This is a genomic window from Halosimplex yunnanense (genome assembly GCF_054504345.1).
The window spans coordinates 423,194-440,595 of sequence record NZ_JBTJEL010000034.1 but is presented as its reverse complement, the minus strand read 5'-3'; the positions used below and the strand labels follow the sequence as shown (position 1 = coordinate 440,595).

The 17,402-nt window shown below is 67.0% G+C and carries 15 protein-coding genes; 9 read left to right on the top strand and 6 right to left on the bottom strand.

Features of this window, described 5'->3' with window-relative positions:
- Positions 1-20: 20 nt before the first annotated feature.
- Entirely contained in the window at positions 21-887 is an 867-nt protein-coding gene (locus AB2U09_RS13460) for a GAF domain-containing protein (protein WP_459193231.1), read from the bottom strand.
- Positions 888-2,473: 1,586 nt separating this feature from the next.
- Between AB2U09_RS13460 and AB2U09_RS13455 the strand changes: the two genes are divergently transcribed.
- Complete coding sequence (locus AB2U09_RS13455) at positions 2,474-3,538, top strand: Gfo/Idh/MocA family protein (RefSeq protein WP_459193230.1); 1,065 nt, start codon at positions 2,474-2,476, stop codon at positions 3,536-3,538.
- Positions 3,539-3,658: 120 nt separating this feature from the next.
- On the opposite strand, the gene AB2U09_RS13450 is transcribed toward AB2U09_RS13455, so the two are convergent.
- The 4 genes from AB2U09_RS13450 to AB2U09_RS13435 form a co-directional block, all read right to left on the bottom strand.
- Complete coding sequence (locus AB2U09_RS13450) at positions 3,659-4,693, bottom strand: alpha/beta hydrolase family protein (protein WP_459193229.1); 1,035 nt, start codon at positions 4,691-4,693, stop codon at positions 3,659-3,661.
- A gap of 798 nt (positions 4,694-5,491) precedes the next feature.
- Positions 5,492-7,057, bottom strand: a complete 1,566-nt coding sequence (locus tag AB2U09_RS13445; protein ID WP_459193228.1) for a hypothetical protein — start codon at positions 7,055-7,057, stop codon at positions 5,492-5,494.
- A 73-nt stretch (positions 7,058-7,130) separates the two neighbouring features.
- Positions 7,131-7,415 (bottom strand): sulfurtransferase TusA family protein, encoded by a 285-nt coding sequence (locus AB2U09_RS13440; RefSeq protein WP_459193227.1) that lies wholly within the window; start codon positions 7,413-7,415, stop codon positions 7,131-7,133.
- Complete coding sequence (locus AB2U09_RS13435) at positions 7,408-8,415, bottom strand: hypothetical protein (RefSeq protein ID WP_459193226.1); 1,008 nt, start codon at positions 8,413-8,415, stop codon at positions 7,408-7,410. Before AB2U09_RS13435 ends, AB2U09_RS13440 begins: the two co-directional genes overlap by 8 nt.
- Before the next feature lie 102 nt (positions 8,416-8,517).
- Between AB2U09_RS13435 and AB2U09_RS13430 the strand changes: the two genes are divergently transcribed.
- The 5 genes from AB2U09_RS13430 (at position 8,518) to AB2U09_RS13410 (ending at position 13,516) form a co-directional block, all read left to right on the top strand.
- Positions 8,518-9,381 carry a hypothetical protein gene (locus tag AB2U09_RS13430; protein ID WP_459193225.1) on the top strand — a complete coding sequence of 288 codons (864 nt, stop codon included), beginning with the start codon at positions 8,518-8,520 and terminating at the stop codon, positions 9,379-9,381.
- Positions 9,382-9,456: 75 nt separating this feature from the next.
- Positions 9,457-10,533 carry a DUF2249 domain-containing protein gene (locus AB2U09_RS13425; RefSeq protein ID WP_459193224.1) on the top strand — a complete coding sequence of 359 codons (1,077 nt, stop codon included), beginning with the start codon at positions 9,457-9,459 and terminating at the stop codon, positions 10,531-10,533.
- Positions 10,534-10,566: 33 nt separating this feature from the next.
- Entirely contained in the window at positions 10,567-11,280 is a 714-nt protein-coding gene (gene ric / locus AB2U09_RS13420; RefSeq protein WP_459193223.1) for an iron-sulfur cluster repair di-iron protein, read from the top strand.
- A gap of 27 nt (positions 11,281-11,307) precedes the next feature.
- Positions 11,308-12,246 (top strand): hypothetical protein, encoded by a 939-nt coding sequence (locus AB2U09_RS13415; protein ID WP_459193222.1) that lies wholly within the window; start codon positions 11,308-11,310, stop codon positions 12,244-12,246.
- A 103-nt stretch (positions 12,247-12,349) separates the two neighbouring features.
- The gene (locus AB2U09_RS13410; protein ID WP_459193221.1) at positions 12,350-13,516 is read left to right on the top strand and encodes a trans-sulfuration enzyme family protein; all 1,167 of its coding nucleotides are present in this window, start codon (positions 12,350-12,352) and stop codon (positions 13,514-13,516) included.
- Between the two features lie 46 nt (positions 13,517-13,562).
- Here AB2U09_RS13410 and AB2U09_RS13405 read toward each other — a convergent pair whose 3' ends face one another.
- Complete coding sequence (locus AB2U09_RS13405; protein WP_459193220.1) at positions 13,563-14,438, bottom strand: hypothetical protein; 876 nt, start codon at positions 14,436-14,438, stop codon at positions 13,563-13,565.
- A 124-nt stretch (positions 14,439-14,562) separates the two neighbouring features.
- Between AB2U09_RS13405 and AB2U09_RS13400 the strand changes: the two genes are divergently transcribed.
- From AB2U09_RS13400 to AB2U09_RS13390, 3 genes are all read left to right on the top strand, one after another.
- Positions 14,563-15,030: a metal-dependent transcriptional regulator gene (locus AB2U09_RS13400; RefSeq protein WP_459193219.1), complete on the top strand. Its 468-nt coding sequence runs from the start codon at positions 14,563-14,565 to the stop codon at positions 15,028-15,030.
- Between the two features lie 215 nt (positions 15,031-15,245).
- The gene (locus tag AB2U09_RS13395) at positions 15,246-16,541 is read left to right on the top strand and encodes a glutamate-1-semialdehyde 2,1-aminomutase (RefSeq protein ID WP_459193218.1); all 1,296 of its coding nucleotides are present in this window, start codon (positions 15,246-15,248) and stop codon (positions 16,539-16,541) included.
- Between the two features lie 64 nt (positions 16,542-16,605).
- On the top strand, positions 16,606-17,229 hold the full coding sequence (locus AB2U09_RS13390) for a DUF7998 family protein (protein WP_459193217.1): 624 nt from the start codon (positions 16,606-16,608) through the stop codon (positions 17,227-17,229).
- The last annotated feature ends 173 nt before the right edge of the window (positions 17,230-17,402 follow it).

The following is a 17,402-nucleotide window of genomic DNA, read 5'->3' as shown; positions in this document are numbered from 1 at the left end:
CCGTCGGTAGCCGCCCGACGCTACGCGGAACACTCCGTCGTGTACTCCTCCAGCAGCCGCAGGAACGGCTCGATCTCGGCGTAGTTCTCGCCGCGGGACACGCTGTTTGCCTCCCGGTTCCACTCGATGTACCCGGCCCGATCCAGCTTCGGGAAGTGAGCGTGCTGTAACTCGATCGCCGTGACGTCGGCGCCGGTCGCCCGCTGGACGGTCGAGCGGGTCACCTCGGCGTCGTCGTCGAGGAGCGAGAGGAGGACGACCCGTCGCGGCCGCTTGGCGAGGGCGGCCATCGCCTCGTTCACCTGCGACGACCGGAGCCGCTCCGGTTCGTCGAGGTTGCGACTGACTGTGCGGTGGGTCGGTGGCCCGGTCCATTGATTCAGTTCGTACGTCGCCCACTGGCCGATCATCTCGACCAGCGTCACTTCCTCGGCGGCGAACGGTTCGTCGCGGGGGTCGGTGTCCGCGAAGCAGACCGTCCCGTACAGTTCGCCGTCGACGGTAACGATCGTCCCGACGTAACTCCGGAACCCGAACCGCTTGTAGGCCGGGTCCTCGAGCCACCCAGCGGCGACGGTGTCGCCGATCGCCATCGTTCCACCGGGGGCCTCGATGGTTCTGCGGCAGAACGTACAGCCGAGCGGTATCGGCTCGGTCGTATCGAGGTGGCCGTCGGGATCGTGGACGACCTCCACACGTTCCGCCTCGGCGTCGAGGTCGATCCGGGAGAGATAGGCGTACTCGAGGTCGAACTCCTCCGTTTCGCTCTCGAACAGGCGCTCGAGTTTCGTCCCCATGTCGAGGTCGGGCACTAACAGGCTGCTCCACAGTCGCTGGATATAGGCCAGTTCCTCGCTCCGATCGGCTGCACAGATGGTATGTGACATAGATATCCTACTCGAGTGGCCCTGGTCCAACATCGGAGGACCCAGTGCCGTCGGCAAGCGTCTGAACTACGGGAGACCAAAACAAATGTTTTTTCATTATATATCTAACAGAGGACAGAAGACACGGCGAACGGCCCGCTCTCGTATCCTCCGGTGAGCAGGCCCGGATCGGGAATCGGGACCGGCCTGCTGAATCAGTCATTGCTCTCGAGAGGTCGAGCCACGCAGGCATTCGAATCCGGAGACAGGGTGTGCCCGGAAGAACGGGCATGGACGACGGCGCGTGTGGGTGGAGTGTCGGCAGCTTCGTCGAAGCGGATGGCTTCGCTTCACCCGTCTGCACGGGCAACTGTCCGCTTCCGCGGGACGTCCAATTAGCGTTCACCCTATCCCTTTAGGTATCTCGCACGATACCTGGGATGGACACGCAAATACGACGCAATAAACGGGTTCCACAACTGGGTAGGAGGCTCCGCATGACGGTCCGAAGCGCACGGTCGCCTGCAGACGTGCCTCTTGGTGTGAGAATGGTCCAGATGAAATTTTCCGCCACAGGGGAGTCAGATCTCCCAGTGTACCCGCTGGTGTCACGTCAGTGAGCCGCTACAGAACAGTCGTTGGGCGGCTTGTATTCCGGAGAAACGGTGGGTGCATGGACGGTTTCTCACAGCCCACGGCGGGTCCGGGTCTGGTTTCGTGGACTGCATATCCGGATAGGAGCCTATCAATGATGAGCATTCCCCCAATTCATTTAGGTAGATCCGGGGATCGTTCGAGTGTTCGCCGGTGTCCCACCGGAAGCTACCAGAGGGAAACGAGGTGGTTCGTAGTACTCAGTAGTCCGTCACTTCTCTAAAATAGATCTATTCCGTAGTATTCTCTAATCGTCGTTCGCCACTGGTTCGGACAACCGAATCTCCAAGCGGACTTGCGAACACCGTTATCGCTCGACAGTGTCCCCGATCGCGAGCAATATGCCCGTTGGTAAGCTCTACTATCAAACTGTAGTACACAGCCCGCCACCCGTATCGGAGACACCGAACGCCGGATGATTTCACGGTAGAAAGCACATCTGAACGGTAAAATCCCGAATAACGCAGCCGGGTACCACCTGAACGGTTTCGCCGAACGACAGCACCCGTTGATCGACGGGGACGATCACCGCTATCGAGAACCAGCCCGCATGACTGGAACTGTATATGATTGCATACCATTAATATTCTAACATACTTTGATATTTTATGATTCTTCTATTCTCGTCGAGAACCGGGCCGCTCACACCACCACAGCAAGAGCATTCCGGTGTGGCCGGCATGCTGAAACTCGACCGTCGACAGTTAGCATCGAGTCCTATTTTCCGCTCGAACCTTACGCACATATTACTGTAAGCGACGGTTGCCTTCCACTGGGGTCGTCCAGTGAGATGGGTTGCAACGAACGTATCTACTGCCCAGAGTCACCCAGCCGATCACCGTGATACCAGAGGCCAACGTTTACCCCCTGTATCGGAGCCGCTGCGAGGTCTGTCGCCGGATCGTCTGGCTGGTTCCAGTATCGATTTGTAGTCCGTCCGCGAACGCCGACCCGTGAGCACTGACCCGTATCGCGTCGGCGTCATCGGCTGCGGTGGCATGGGCGAGGCGCACGCCCGAGCGTTCCGAAAACACGGCCGGACGGAGGTCGTCGCGGCCGCGGAGCCCAACGAGGAGGCCCGGCAAGCGTTCGCGACGGAGTACGACGTCGGCGAGACGTTCGAGACGTACGAGACGATGCTCGACGCGGTTGATCTCGACCTCGTCTCGGTCTGCACGTGGCACTCGACCCACGCCCGGATGACGATCGACGTCGCCGAGTCGGGCGTCGACGGCGTGTTCTGCGAGAAGCCGATGTGTACGAGTCTCGGCGAGGCCGAAGCGATGCTCGACGCCGCCGACCGCAACGACACCGTCCTCACCGTCGGCCACCAGCGGCGCTACGATCCGATCCACGAGAAAGCCCGCGAACTGGTCGCCGACGGCGAGATCGGCGACCCTGTCACCGTCGCAGCGGGGTACCGCGACGGACTGCTGAACTGGGGGACTCACTTCGTCGACCTGACCCGCTACGTCCTCGGCGACCCGACCACCGAGTGGGTCATGGGCCAGTTCGAGCGCGAGACCGACCGATACGAGCGCGGCGTCCCGATCGAGGACCGCTGTCTCGGTCAGATCTGCTTCGAGAGCGGGACCCGGTTCACCCTGGAGATGGACCTGCCGGAGCCCGGCGAAAGCGGCCGAGAGATCCACGTCCACGGCACCGAGGGATCGCTCACCCTCACGCTGGGCACGGAGGTCGCCGTCAGGAACGGCGACGGCGTGTCGACCTACGCCCCCGAGCGGGAGACCTCGAGCCGCTACGAGTACCTCGACGAGATGATCGAACTGATGGACGGCGAGCGCGAGGACCACCGCTGCAGCGGCTGGCAGGCGCGCCACACCATCGAGATCCTGATGGCCATCTACGAGTCCGCCCGGACGAACGGACTCGTCGAGACGCCGCTCCAGACCCGGGCGAACCCGCTGGAAGCCATGCGCGAGAACGGCGAACTGGAGCCGGAGCATCCCGGCGAGTACGACATCCGCATCCCCTACCGGGGCGTCGACGAACTGTGACCTGTTTGACGGCAGGTGTACGACTCGGCGGTCGCCCAGATGCCGGTCGAGGACGGGCAGCTCTCGGACGTCGGGGACGAGTCGACGGTCCTCGAGTCCGGGGACGAAGCCTCTGACCCGTCAGCAGAACCGCTCGACGAACGGCCAGACGCCGTCGGCGTAGTAGCGGTGTCCCCCGTCGCCCTCGTAGAGCGCACAGTGCTCCGGCGCGTCGGCCGCTTCGTAGATAGTCTCCAGGTGGTCGAACGCGCGGCGCGCCCCCTCGATCGGGAAGATGTGGTCCTCTTTTCCGTTGACCGCGATGAACGGTCGCGGCGCGATTAGACCGGCGATGTCCCACTGTTCGCCGACGCCGAGGACGCCCGGCAGGTAGTTGCACTCGCAGTGGTCCATCGCGGCGATCGACTCCTCGAACGAGCAGAAGTACGACGACACCGCGGCGACGTCGATGCGCTGGTCGATGGCTGCTGCGAACAGCGTGGTCGCGCCGCCGCCCGAGTGACCGGTGAGGACGATCCGGTCGTCGTCGAACCGGTCGCGCTCCTCGACGAAATCGAGCAGGCGGGTCACGTCCCAGACGCGGTCGCCGGCGAGCGAACGGCCGAACAGCTGGGCGTGGAGCTGTAGGGTGTGACAGGTCCGGTAGCCCAGTTCTTCGTCCGCGTGGTTGGCGAGATCGCCGAGTCCGCGCGTCGTCGGCGCGAACGCGGCATAGCCGTGCTCGACGGCCTGTACGGCCATGTCACGCTCTTCCTCCTCCACCTCGCGGCGCTGCTGGTCGGTCTCCGGTCGACCGGTCGCGACCGCGCGACCGCCTTCGCCGTGGCCGTGCAGGGTGATCGCCACGGGATACGGCGGTTCGTGGTCGTCGGGGACGAGCAGCGAGACCGGGAGTCGAAAGTTCGATTCGGTTCGCAGTCGCCACTCCTCTCGCTCGTATCCCCCCTCGTCGGTCGTTTCGACGCGTTCGGCCGCCAGCGACGGCACGCCGGCCTCCTCGATAACGGGGAGTCCGAGGACCGACCGGAGGTCCTCCCGCGATTCGGCTTGCCACTGCTGGAATGCCTCGCCGGTCTGTCCGTCGTACGCGCGGTGGCGCTCGTGGTCGCGGAACAGTCGCTCCGTCCATCGGTCCGGATAGCGGTGCTCGTCCATCGTCTCCCGATGGACCCGCGCCGGGGATAAATCCCGCCGGTCGATCACGGAAAGTCCGCCCCAGCGGCGTCGTCGACGAGCCGAGGTCGCGGGCGAGCACTCGCCGAAAATTCGCCCATCGAGATTCGGTCGGTCCGTGCCCTCGCGTCGGGTTCGAGACGAAGGTAGCTGGAAACTCCACACAGACGAAATCGTTGCAGACGTTCGGTGGTTCGACTGTCGCGAACTGGCCGCGGCTCTCAGGGAAAAACGGACAGCGATCGACACCTGAAGGTAGGATTTCCGGCCAAAACATAATATTTGCATTCAAATCATATTCCACACAATATTGCAGAATATACGTACTTCACCACGGGCGATCGGGAAGGAGAGATCACAGTCCAGTATCGTCCGGATACGAGACGACAGGGGACGTGTGCCTTACACCCGCCTTCGTCGTCGTTCCGACCGTTTCACGTCACCGGCTGCCGTCGAAGTTTCGACACACCCGAGGTCAGGGTCCTGTCTCGGAATTAGACCACGTCAGGCGAGAGATCGGCCATATCAGGAGACGATGCTCTCAGACCCATCCAGGGGTAGAGAATCGTCGATACTTCGACGATAATAGTAAGAATTGTGTTTATTCATCAAACCTGTTTAGACGTAATAATAAGTACGTGGCCCGGGACCGGGAGAAGTACTACTCTATCGGACGGGAATTCCGGAACCGGACCACGAATCGAGCGGGAGGTATCGGCAATCGGGCCGGGCTGGGTGTGGCGTACTCGGACCGCCCAGAGAGTCCCTGAAGAATGGGCCTCAGTCCGATGCCGTCCCCGATCCGAGCGTGGCTTCGTAGGTCCCGTATCGCCGGATGCGGAACCGCTTCCGGCCGGTGTCGGAATCGACGACCCGTTCGGCGACCCGGTCGCTCGTTTCGAGCGTCACCGTCCGGACGTCCCCGGACATGAACGCGACCGTGTTCCGGAGGCCCCGGTAGCGGTGTTGCATCACCTGCTCCGGAATGAGCGTTCGGTCCGCGTTGGTCGCCTTGGTGAGCGTCAGCGTCGCAGGGCTGGAGTCTTCTGCGCGTTCGCCACGTTGAGAGGTGACCGTCACCGTCGCCCCCGACCGGTCGACGGTCACGTCGCCGGTGGATTCGATAGAGACGTCCTCACCGGTGAGTTCGACGAGGGCCGCGCTCTGGTCGGTCTGGTCGCCGTACCCGGCGACGACGCCGTAGGCCCCACCGCCGAGGAAGCCGAAACTCGCTCCCCTCCCGTCCCCGATCGGGGACAGGGATTTCCCGTCGTAGGCGTTCAGCGTCCACGATTTCGTCTGCCCGGGATAGAGAATCCGACAATCGGCCGTGTGGACGTACGGTCCGATATGGAACCATTGCCCGCCCTCCAGTTTGTACAGATTCCAGTGGCCACACTCCGTCGCCGACCGCGACTTGTTGATGAAGGAGAACGTGACCTGTGCCGGCAGGCTCGCCTGCTCCCGGTCCGGCCGAAGATACGTGGTCGTCCCCGCGTCCGCATCGTGGTACCAGGCCGTCGACGCCTCGTCGGCGAGTTCCGGGAGCGTCTGCTGGTCGTACCGAGTCGATGCGCGGGGTCCCGGGTGGTCCGTCTCCCAGACGGCGAGCCGGAGCGTCGAGCCGGAGCGACCCCGGAACTCGTAGACGCCCGGTGAGAGGCCCTGGCCGGCACCGTCGGGATGGCCGACGACGGCGTACTCTCCGCGGACCGTCTCGCCGGGGTCGAGTCGGACCCGTTCGGGAAGCCACTGCTCGACGCCGGACGCCAGTCGCCAGTAGCCGTCCTCGTCGCGCTCGAACTCGGGCGCCTCGTCGACCAGATCGTGATTCGCCGTCGGGGCGAGGACGAGGCCCTCGCGGTCGGTCAAACCGTCGATCCCGGAGCCATCTGCGAACGGTTCGGGATTCCTGCTGGAGAGGCGGCCGAACGGCGGCGTCCACTCGATCCGGAACGTGTTCTCGAAGTCGTTGGCGTTTTCGAGCGCCGCGGCGACGGTCGCCGGCGATTCGTCGGTGGCCGTCGAGACGAACCCCGACGTGATCTCGCCCTCGTCAGCTGTCTGGTACTGCGTCGGGGCCAGCGCATACGTCCGGTCGACCGTCTCCAGATCGACGATGCTCGTGAAGTTGGATCCCGAACCGCCTTCGGGCACCGTGACCGTGTCGCCCGACGACCCCTGTGTGGGAGTCGAACTCGGAGGATCTGCCGTGGAGGGTTCCGTATTCGGCGAGCCGGACTCTGTCGATTCGGTCGACGTGGCGTCGGTGCCCGGGCCGCCGAAGCCCGAGCAGCCGCCGACCCCGGCGGCCCCGATGACCGCGAGGAACGTCCGTCGGTTCATACGAGACGCTTCGGACGGAACTCAAAATGTGTTCCGGAGAGTACAATAACGAGTTGACTTATCGAGGGCCTCCTCACCCGTGATGAATCCGCAAGTAGGTCGTGTACTCTTTCCGGAGGAGACGCCCGCGTTCGCTCTCGATAGCGAGCAACTCGTGGGGCGTCTGTTCGGCCAGTTGCGGGTACTCCCGCTTCGCCCGCCGGTCGGTGCTCTCGACGACGAGGACGTCCCCGTCGTCGAGGTCCTCGAGCGCCCGCTGGACCCGGGCGATCCCGCTCGCACAGCCGCGACCGCGATTGTCGACCGTCAGGTCCGGTTCGACGTCGGACGCCGCCTCGGGGATTTCGTGCTCAGTCACTGTCAACCACCTCCGCGTCGTCGTCGGCCGTCGCGCCCCGCGGTGACGGCTCCGCTCCCGACTCGCCGCCGAGTTCCTCCAGTTCGCAGACGCCCTCGACGGGCGAACAGGCCCGCCACATCGGACAGAGTTTGAAGATGACGACGAGCAACCCGATGGATCCGAGCTTCGCGAGGACGGCCAGTCCGACCGGGTTCCCGACGTACAGCGCGACGCTCGTCCCCAGGCCGTCGGCGGCCTGATAGAGACCGGTCACCAGCAGCGTCGGGATGATGAACCGGACCGCCCAGCGGAACCGTTCGAGCTGTTCGCCCGCCGCGCGGACGGTGGCGATCGTCGGTCGCTTCTGCCCAGTCGGGACGGCGACGAAGATGTTCCACACCGCACCGCCGATCCACACGGTGAACGCCAGCAGGTGGAGGACCCGGACGCCTGCGGCGACGGGTCCGAGTCCGCGCATCGTCACCTCGGCGACGGCCGTCGCAACGACGACCGCGAGCGCCAGCGCCAGTGCGGCGAGCCCCACCGGGCTCCGGAACTGTCGCTCGACCGCCCCGCTCCGATAGGTCGTCACGAGCGCGAGCCAGGCCGCGACCAGCGCCGCGTATCCGACGGCCACCGCAGTCTGCCCGAACCCGTCGAGATACTGCCGGACCAGCACGAATCCGGCGACGACGAGAACGCCGATCGCGCCGATCGCGATGCGGTCGAAGCGATGGTACATCTCCGCGCAGTAGTCGGCCGCGCCCTCGCCGATGTCGGCCGGCCGCACGAAGAGGTGCTTCCAGACGAACCCGCCGGTGAGCACACCCAGCGCGACGAAGAACGCCCACTTGGCGAGTGTGACCGCCGCGCCCGCCTGGCCGTTCAGGGTCGTCGTGACCCACGTTCCGATCAGCGACGCCGCCAGGATGACGGTCAGTGCGACCTTCGGAAGGGTGTACCTGTCGAAGAGTGCGTCCGTTCGCTCCGCGGCCGTCGAGTGCTGAGATTCTGGCATGGCGAGTGGGCTTTCGGGTACTAGTTAGGCCGACCTAAACTAAGTGTCCGGGCGGATATATTCGGCCGAGGTGACTCGGCGGTCCGCCCGAAATGGGCCGACGTGGAATCAGAATCGATCGAGTGGGAACAGATCCCGGCCGAGACGGTCACTGCGCCGATCGTCCGGGAGTGCCCGTCCTTCGAAGTGAAACTCGAACACCCCGGTCTCGATCCGTCGGGACGCGGCGATCGGTTCTTCCCGGACGCGGTGCCGTACGAACTCGACGAGACCGCGCGGACGTTCTACTGGCGGCCCGCGCTTGCGGCAGAGTCGGCCGAACCGGACGACTGGGATCTCGTCTGTGCGACCACGCACGAACTCGCCGGTCTCGACGGGTTTCCGGCGGCAGTCCCGGCCGTCGCCACCGACGGCGAAGACGGGACGACGGTCGTGGTCGGCGGGACAGTCGCCGGCGACTCGACGACGAGCCGCGTCCGGTCGTACGCGACGCCGACCGTCTCGCTCGACGGGCTGTCGGACGACGCAGTCGCTATCACGGCGGAGGGGGACGAGTACCAGGTCTCTCGGGGCGACCGGCGATGTATCCGACTGGCCGAACGACGAGTCGAGCCGGTGGCCGAAGACGGCGGGCAGACGACGGTCATGCCGGAACTGGTCGTCCGGTATCCCGGGCGACGCGAACTCCACCACCCAGCGCCCGGAGCGAGCTACCGGCTGTTTCCCTCGTTCGGCCTCGATCTGGATGACGTACCGCGGCCGCTCGCGGTGCCGACTGCGGCCGGCGAACTCGACGACGAAGCGCTGGCCCGGAAGTTAGGGGTCGACCTGTCACAGCGACCGTACCCCGAGCGAGTGCTCTGGCAGGCGCTCGCGTACACCGCGTTCGATCCCCACGCCGAGACGACGGCAGCGCTGACGCAACTCGAGACGGGCCATATCGTCGTTCAGGCGGGGAACTTCTAGACCGATACAGCGGTGAGAACGCTGCCGAAGGGATTCGCCACGGAGATAATACGGCTACTGCGAGAACGGGATACTATGGGAACCGAAATCGATCTGCGCGAACGCACAGGAGACGACCAGCGGGAGGCGCTGTTCGAGACGCTGGCGGACGCGGCCGTCGAAGAGGACGTCGAAATCGTGGCCGACGAGGACGTCGACCCTCATCTGGTCCGGTATCAACTTGAACGCGACCGGAGTCTGGAGTGGGAGTACGCCCACCCCGACGAGGAGCCGCGGGAACTCCGCGTGACCAAAGGCGAGTCGCTGGCAGACGGCGAACTCGGGACGATCGACGTTCGCGACCTGAAACCCCAGCGGCGACACCAGGCGCTGCTCGCCATCTTCGACGAACTGGACGCCGACGAGGGGTTCGTCCTCGTCAACGACCACGACCCGAAGCCGCTGTATCACGAACTCAGGTCGATGCACGGCGAGGTGATCGAGTGGGAGTACCGGAGTCGCGGGGACGACGGCTGGCGCGTCGAGGTCGTCAAAACTGACGACTCGGAGGCCGACGAGGAAGACGTCGTCACGCGCTACGACGTGCGCGAGATCCCGAAACAGGAGCGCCATCCGACGATCCACCACCGCTACGGGATGATCCCCGAGGACGGGACGATGGAACTGATCGCGCCGCACGAACCGCGGCCGCTCCTCCGGGAGTTCCGCCAGCGCTACGGCGACTCGTTCGACTGGGAGGTGGTCGAGGACGAACCCGGTCGCTGTCGCGTCCGGATCACGAAGGGCGACGAGGCAAGTGGAGAGACAGCGACGACAGATTCCGACGACGCGGCCGAGACGGACGCCGACGACGGGTCGATCGAGGTCACCGAGGAACTGGACGTCCGCGATCTGCCGCCGGCCCAGCGCCACGAGCAGATCTTCGCCGCGTACGACGACCTGGAGGCCGGGACGGGGTTCGTCCTCGTCAACGACCACGACCCGAAACCGCTGTACCACCAGTTCGAGGCCGAGGAGGGACCAGCGTTCCGCTGGGAGTACAGGCAGAAAGAACCCGGCGAGTTCAGGGTGCTGATCGGGAAAGCGGCGGGCGCGGAGGCCGACGCGACGACCAGCCGGACGACCAGCGACACCCCGGATGCACCGTTCTGAACACCAGCGACCGAGTCGCCGACACCGATCCCAATGACCGAAATCGACCCCGAACGGACGCTCGCATCGATCGTCGAAGACGCACCCGGTACGGCTCGCGCGTTCGAGTCGCTCGGACTCGATTACTGCTGTGGAGGCGACCGGACGCTGGTTGACGCCTGCGACGAGGCGGGACTGGCCGTCGAAGCGGTCCGGGACCGACTCGCCGAGGCCGGCGACCGCTTCGAAGCGGACTGCCACGAGTGGGACGGGCTCGCCGACCTCGCGGACCACGTCGTCGAGACCCACCACGACTACCTCCGGGAGGAGCTGCCGGCGCTGGAGGAACTGGTCGCGAAGGTCGCCCGCGTCCACCGCGAGAATCACCCCGAACTGTCCGAGGTCGAATCGGTATTCCGCGAGCTCGCCGCGGAGATGCGCGAGCACATCGACGAGGAAGAGAGCGAACTGTTCCCGCTCGTCAGGCGGCTCGACCGCGGTGAGTCGCTCTCGACCGCGGAGGCCGACCGCCTCCGCGAGGAAGTCCGGACGTTCGAGGACGACCACGCCGCGACGGCCGACCGCCTGGACGAAATCGCCGACCTGACCGACGACTACGCCGCGCCCGACGACGCCTGCGCGAGCTACCGGAGCATGCTCGACCGCCTCGAGCGGCTCGAGCACGACACCCACATGCACGTCCACGAGGAGAACAACGTGCTGTTCGCCGAGGCCGAGGACCGACTGCCGGCCGCTGCGACCGGGTGAATCCGGAGCGCGTGGACAGATGGGCCCATGGCCGTGACAGCCGACGACCTCCGGGCCGTCGCGGAGCGCCTACGGGCGGTACTGGCCGTCTACGACCGCTTCGTCGCGGAGCGGCCCGACGAGTCAGGGGCCGTCCCGGAGGAGGGCCGGCAGTACCTCGCCGACCGCGGCAGCGACTCGAGCGACACGGACGCATCGCCCGGGGTCGCGCTCGCCGCCGAAATCGAGGCGTTGTACTACGAGGCCCGCGAGGTCGAGGCGGCGTACATCCAGCAGGTGCGCAAGGGGAGCCGGCCAGACTGGTCGCGAGTGCTCGCTGACACCGATCCGGTGCGCGAGGCGGCCCTGCGAGTCCACGCGGCGGGGTTCGGGATCGACCCGGAGACCGGCGACCCGGGCTATCTGCTCCCGCGCGAGCTGTGCCCGGCGGCGCTCGTCTCCATGAACCCCGGGTCGTCACCCGTGACCTTCGACGACAGGGTCGCCCAGTACCGGGCCGTCGCGGACCGGTTCGACCGCTCGCCCGACGTCGTCTACTATCCGGGGTCGGGCCACGACGTGAGTCCGTCCGCGGCGTTCCCGGACGCCCGGGTGGTGTACGGCGACGTCGACGCGGCCGCGATGGCCGACCTGGATCGAGCGGGGTACGAGGCGGTCGGCGCCGACGCCGCGGGGTACGAACTGGACTCGGGGGCCGACGTGATCGTGTTCCGCAACGCCGGGCTGCTGGAAGAGCCGGTCGTCGGCGCGAACCTGCGGCCGGGCGGGTTAGTGCTCGCCAACGACCATCTGGAGTCGGCGCGACACGTGGCCGGGATGGATGCTCTCGAACTGATCGGCGTCGTCCCGAACGAGTGGGCGGGTGACGTGCCGCCGGTCGAGACGGACCGGTCGAAAGGGCCTGCACACCGCGCGGTCGAGGCGGGCTCGTCCCTCGACCTCTACGTGTTTCGCAAGCGAAACTGAAGCGCCGGCCACGGGGGCGCCTGCCGACGCGATTTGACGGCCACGACGGCCGTGCGATGACGTTCCCGGTACCGTTTTTCGGGTACCCGGCCGACGTCCGGACATGGGCGATTCCGACTATCACCCCGAGACGCTCGCGACGGGGTTGGACCGATCCGGCGGCGACACCGGCGACGTCGTCGCGCCGATCCACCTCACCACGACCCACGAGATGGACGCCCCGGGCGAGGCGGCCCACGGCTACAAGTACGCGCGGTTCGGCAATCCGACCCGAGCGGCGCTAGAGCGCCGACTCGCGCGCCTCTCGGGATCCGACCACGCCACCGCCTGTGCGTCGGGGACCGCCGCGATCGCGGCGACGTGTCTCGCGACGGTCGAGGCCGGCGACCACGTCGTCGCCTTCGACGGCATCTACGGCGGGACACGGCTGCTCTTCGAGGACCTGCTCGTCGACTCGATGGGCGCGACGGTGGAGTACGTCGACGCGACTGACCCGAGTGCCGTCGAGGCGGCGGTCACCGCTGAGACGGCGCTGGTCTGGATGGAATCGCCGACGAACCCGCTGCTAGAGCTGTGTGACCTGGCGGCGATCGCGGATATCACCGCGGGGGTCGACGCGACCTACGTCGTCGACAACACCTTCGCGACGCCGTACTTCCAGCGACCCCTCGATCTGGGCGCCGACCTCGTCGTCCACAGCACGACGAAGTACCTCAACGGCCACAGCGACTCGCTGGGCGGCGCGGTGCTCACCGACGAGGACGCGCTCGCCGAGGCGGTCGACCACGCGCTGGCCTACGACGTCGGCAGCCCGCTGGCACCGTTCGACTCCTACCTCGTGAGCCGCGGGCTCCGGACGTTCCCGCTGCGGATGGACCGCCACGAGCGCAACGCGACGGCGCTGGCCCGGCACCTCGCTGACCACCCGGCAGTCGAGCGGGTCAACTACCCCGGGTTGGAGAGCCACGCGCAGCACGAACTCGCCGGCGAGCAGATGGACGGCTACGGCGGCATCCTCTCGGTCGAACTGGACGCCACGGCCGCCGAGACCCGGGCCGTCCTCGAGGAGTTCGACGTGTTCACGCTGGCAGTCAGCCTCGGCGGGACCGAGTCGCTGGTCGACCACCCGGCGACGATGTCCGCCTCGTACCTCTCCGCGGAAGCGCGCGTTGCCGCCGGCATCCCCGACTCGCTGGTCCGCTTCGCCGTCGGCATCGAACATCGCGAGGACCTGATCGCGGACCTCGACCGCGCGCTGGCGCACCTGTGAGCGCCGTCTGACCAACCCACCAGCGGAAGGGGTCTCCAGGACCCGCTCAGGCGCTTCGCCTGAGCGCGGCGAGTACGAGCGCCGTCAGCGCGAGCAGAACGCCGATCTTGACCGCGATCAGGGTTCCGATCCGCGACTCGAGGATAGCGGGGGCGGAGAGCCCGACGAGTCGGCTCGTCTGGTAGACGCCCGTGGCGAACAGGAACGGGATCACACCGGCGAGATGCCGGCGGAAGCCGCGCGCCTGCGACTTGAGCGCGTCGGCAGCGGTGGGCCGGGACCGGATCGTCGGGAGCACGACCACGTTGTGCCAGACTGCGCCGCCGAGCCACAGCGAGAACGCGCCGACGTGGACGGCCCTGACCAGCCAGTCGACGGGGGTCGTTCCCGTCTCTACCCAGGCGAATCCGCCGAGCGAGAGGACGGCGACGAGCAGCAGGGCGGAACGAAGAGGCGATTCTCGACTGGCCGACGAGCCGGTACGGGACCGCCGACCGGCGAGCCAGAGGATCGGTGCGGCGACGACGCCGAGACCGATCCCGAGCGTCCCGATCCCCATCGACATTCCGGCACCTCGCCGGCCGAAGTACGCGACTCCGGCGACGGCGAACGCCCAGACCGCGACTGTTTCGACTCGATACCACCGGTCTGCGACGGATGCGGCGTCGGCGGGATCTGCGAACGCCACCGCGTCGTAGGGGGCCACGCGCCAGTAGCACCCGCCCGCGAGGAGACCCATCGAGGCGAGGAGCGCCCACGTGAGCGCGCGAGCGCCGAGCGGCCTCCCGAAGTGAGACACCCAGACGCCGACGAACGACGCGACCGCGAGCAGCCCGAGGACGATTCTCGGCTGCAGTCCCTTCCCGGGTCCGGTCCGGCCGGGGTGTGACTGCTCGTCGGCGCCGCGCTCCTGAACGTCCATACCGGCTTTTTAGGCGCCCCTAAACTAAGGCGTACGCCCGGAGATATTCGGCCGAGCGGCAACCCTGCGCGGGACGAAGGGATTCGGCACGGGACTTTCCCCGGTGGAGGAGAGACAGTGATCCATGTCTTCAGAGACGCGGGCGGGGTCGTCGATGCCGTCGCCTGCACTGCCGGAGATCGAACGCAGCGCGGCACGGTACCTCTTCGCGGTGTCCGTGCTCTCGGACGCCGACGACGACACGGTCAGCACCGGCGACCTCCGGGAGTACCTCGGCGTGGCGCCCGCCAGCGTGACCGAGATGATCGCGAAGCTCGACGACCGGGGACTGGTGAGCTACGAGAAATATCAGGGCGCGACGCTCACGCCTCGCGGAGACGAACTCGCCGCCGACCTGTCTTGGCGGTTCTGCGTCGTCTCGACGTTCTTCGACGCCGAACTGGGCGCGACGCTCGACGAGGAGACGGCCTTCGACATCGCCCTCGCGCTCCCCAGCGAGGGCGTGTTCGCGCTGCGAGAGCGCGTCGGCGCATCCTGTCTCGGTTTGTGCCCGGAGACGGGCAACGAATCCGACGAGTGCACGGCGGGATGACCGATTTCCCGACGGCGTCGTCCGTCCACGGATCGATACCGCCCGCTCCGCCACGAACGTGTCAGCCAGTACGTCTTTGTGGAAACCGGCTGTGACCCCACTATGGGTCGTCGATCGACTCGCCCGACCGTCCGTTCCGGATTCCGTGACGAACAGGACAGTATTGTGGTGACGACGTCAACCGACTCCGGAGCGACTGCACCGGGAGGCGACCGATGACCGACGCCGACCCGCGGCGGGACCTGTACGACCGGTCGTCGTCGGTCCTCGTCGGTGGAGTGAACTCGCCGGTCCGGAGTGAGTCCCAGCCGTATCCGGAGTTCGTCGACCACGGCGAGGGCGCGCGGGTCGTGGACCCGACGGGGACGGAGTACGTCGACTACGTGATGGGGTACGGGCCGCTGTTGCTCGGTCACGACCTTCCCGGCCCCGTCCGCGAGGCGGTCGCCGCGGCCGTCGACGACGGGCCGATGTACGGGCTGTCGACCGAGCCGGAGATCGCGCTCGCCGAGTTCGTCGCCGACCACGTCGACTCCGTCGAGCGCCTGCGGTTCGTCAACTCGGGGACCGAGGCGACGGCGGCGGCCGCACGTCTCGCCCGCGGCGTGACCGGCCGCGACCGGATCGTCGTCATGCAGCACGGCTACCACGGCGGCCACGAGTCGTTCCTCGTCGAGGGGTCGCCGGACGCGCCGCGACCGAGCAGCGGCGGCGTCCCGCAGGCGTTCGCCGACGCCGCGATCCCCGTCCCGTTCAACGACCGGGAGACCGCCGTCGACGCCTTCGAACGCCACGGCGACGACATCGCGGCCGTCATCACGGAACCGATCCTCGGCAACTGCGGGATCGTCGAACCGGCCGACGGCTACCACGAGACGCTGCGGGACCTGTGTGACGAACACGGCTCGCTGCTGATATTCGACGAGGTGATCACCGGCTTCCGCGTCGGCGGCCTCTCGTGCGCGCAGGGGAAACTGGGGGTCGAACCGGACCTGACGACGTTCGCGAAGGTGATCGGCGGCGGGTTCCCCGTCGGGGCCGTCGGCGGCGCCGCCGAGTACATGCAGTCGTTCACCCCGACCGGTGACGTCTTCGAGTCGGGGACGTTCAACGGCCACCCCGTGACGATGGCCGCCGGGCTGGCCACGCTCGAATACGCCGAGGAGAACGACGTCTACGACCACGTCGACGCGCTCGGGGACAGGCTTCGGGCGGGGCTGGAGGACATCGTCGCCGACCACGCGCCCGAGTACACCGTCGCCGGCACCGACTCGCTGTTCAAACTGCTGTTCACGCGGGACGGCGCCGACGCCGAATCCCCCTATCCGCGGACCGGCGCCGACGTCCGGAACGGCGAGGCCGACCGCTGGGCGCGGCTCCTCCGACCCGCCATGAAAGCCGAGGGCGTGTTGCTCCCGCCGAACCAGTTCGAGAGCCAGTTCCTCAGCGCCGCCCACACCGAGGCCGACGTGGAGCGGACGCTCGAAGCGTACAAGTCCGCGCTGGCGTGACGCTCCCCGCGAGGCGAATATCTCCGGCAACAGCCGTACCCCCGTCGGCGACGAACGACCGGGCATGCCGAGTATCCCGTCCCCGTTCGGCCGTGACGACGACGCGCTGTTCGAGCCCTACGACGAGTTCGCCCCGGACACCGCACCGAAACCCGGCAGGTTCCTCGACGGTCACGACGTGCTCGCCGGCTGCGACCACCTCGCGTTCCACCGGCTGACCCGCGAGCTGTTCGAGGAGCGGACCGTCTACGACATGACGTTCAACTACAACCTCGCCCGGCTGAACCTCGACACCCGACACAAGAACGCGGGCTATCGCTACGCCGTCGAGCGCCCGGACGCGTCCGACGCCATCTCGGCCGACGGCATCGACCGCGTGCTGCGCGCGGAGTTCACGCCGACGACGCCGTTCTGCCCGCAGACCCACACGCTGACAATCGGATCGTTCCGCGCGTGGAACGGCCTCGCCGACCGCCACGAGTACGACCTCGTCCGCGTCCGCCCGGCACCGATGCACCACCAGAGCGACGCGATCGGCGAGCAGCTCGCCGAACTCGAACGGAAGTACCTCGAAACCGGCGACGCGACCGTCGACCCGGAGGAGAGCCCCGAAGTCGGATCGACGCCGATGGAGCGAGCGAAGGAGAACGAGGGCGCCAGCCGCGGGTCGCCCGACGCGCCGTTCTGACGCAGCGGACTACCCGGCCGTGATCGCCAAACCGTGCCGCAGCCGGTGGACCGCACGAACATCTCCGGGTACAGGTTCCTGTCCGAACGGCCCCTCGCGTTCGACAGTGGTGCCAGCCGAGCGCCGTCTCGAACCGAACGGGAACGTCCGGGGCCGGCCACGAACGCCGTCTC

Excerpts from the sequence above, each read along its gene's own strand:
- AB2U09_RS13435 (WP_459193226.1), bottom strand. The coding sequence starts at position 8,415 with ATGCCAGAATCTCAGCACTCGACGGCCGCGGAGCGAACGGACGCACTC.
- AB2U09_RS13425 (WP_459193224.1), top strand. The coding sequence starts at position 9,457 with ATGGGAACCGAAATCGATCTGCGCGAACGCACAGGAGACGACCAGCGG.
- AB2U09_RS13390 (WP_459193217.1), top strand. The coding sequence starts at position 16,606 with ATGCCGAGTATCCCGTCCCCGTTCGGCCGTGACGACGACGCGCTGTTC.
- AB2U09_RS13450 (WP_459193229.1), bottom strand. The coding sequence starts at position 4,693 with ATGGACGAGCACCGCTATCCGGACCGATGGACGGAGCGACTGTTCCGC.
- AB2U09_RS13415 (WP_459193222.1), top strand. The coding sequence starts at position 11,308 with ATGGCCGTGACAGCCGACGACCTCCGGGCCGTCGCGGAGCGCCTACGG.
- ric (WP_459193223.1), top strand. The coding sequence starts at position 10,567 with ATGACCGAAATCGACCCCGAACGGACGCTCGCATCGATCGTCGAAGAC.
- AB2U09_RS13405 (WP_459193220.1), bottom strand. The coding sequence starts at position 14,438 with ATGGACGTTCAGGAGCGCGGCGCCGACGAGCAGTCACACCCCGGCCGG.
- AB2U09_RS13410 (WP_459193221.1), top strand. The coding sequence starts at position 12,350 with ATGGGCGATTCCGACTATCACCCCGAGACGCTCGCGACGGGGTTGGAC.
- AB2U09_RS13395 (WP_459193218.1), top strand. The coding sequence starts at position 15,246 with ATGACCGACGCCGACCCGCGGCGGGACCTGTACGACCGGTCGTCGTCG.
- AB2U09_RS13460 (WP_459193231.1), bottom strand. The coding sequence starts at position 887 with ATGTCACATACCATCTGTGCAGCCGATCGGAGCGAGGAACTGGCCTAT.
- AB2U09_RS13400 (WP_459193219.1), top strand. The coding sequence starts at position 14,563 with ATGTCTTCAGAGACGCGGGCGGGGTCGTCGATGCCGTCGCCTGCACTG.
- AB2U09_RS13445 (WP_459193228.1), bottom strand. The coding sequence starts at position 7,057 with ATGAACCGACGGACGTTCCTCGCGGTCATCGGGGCCGCCGGGGTCGGC.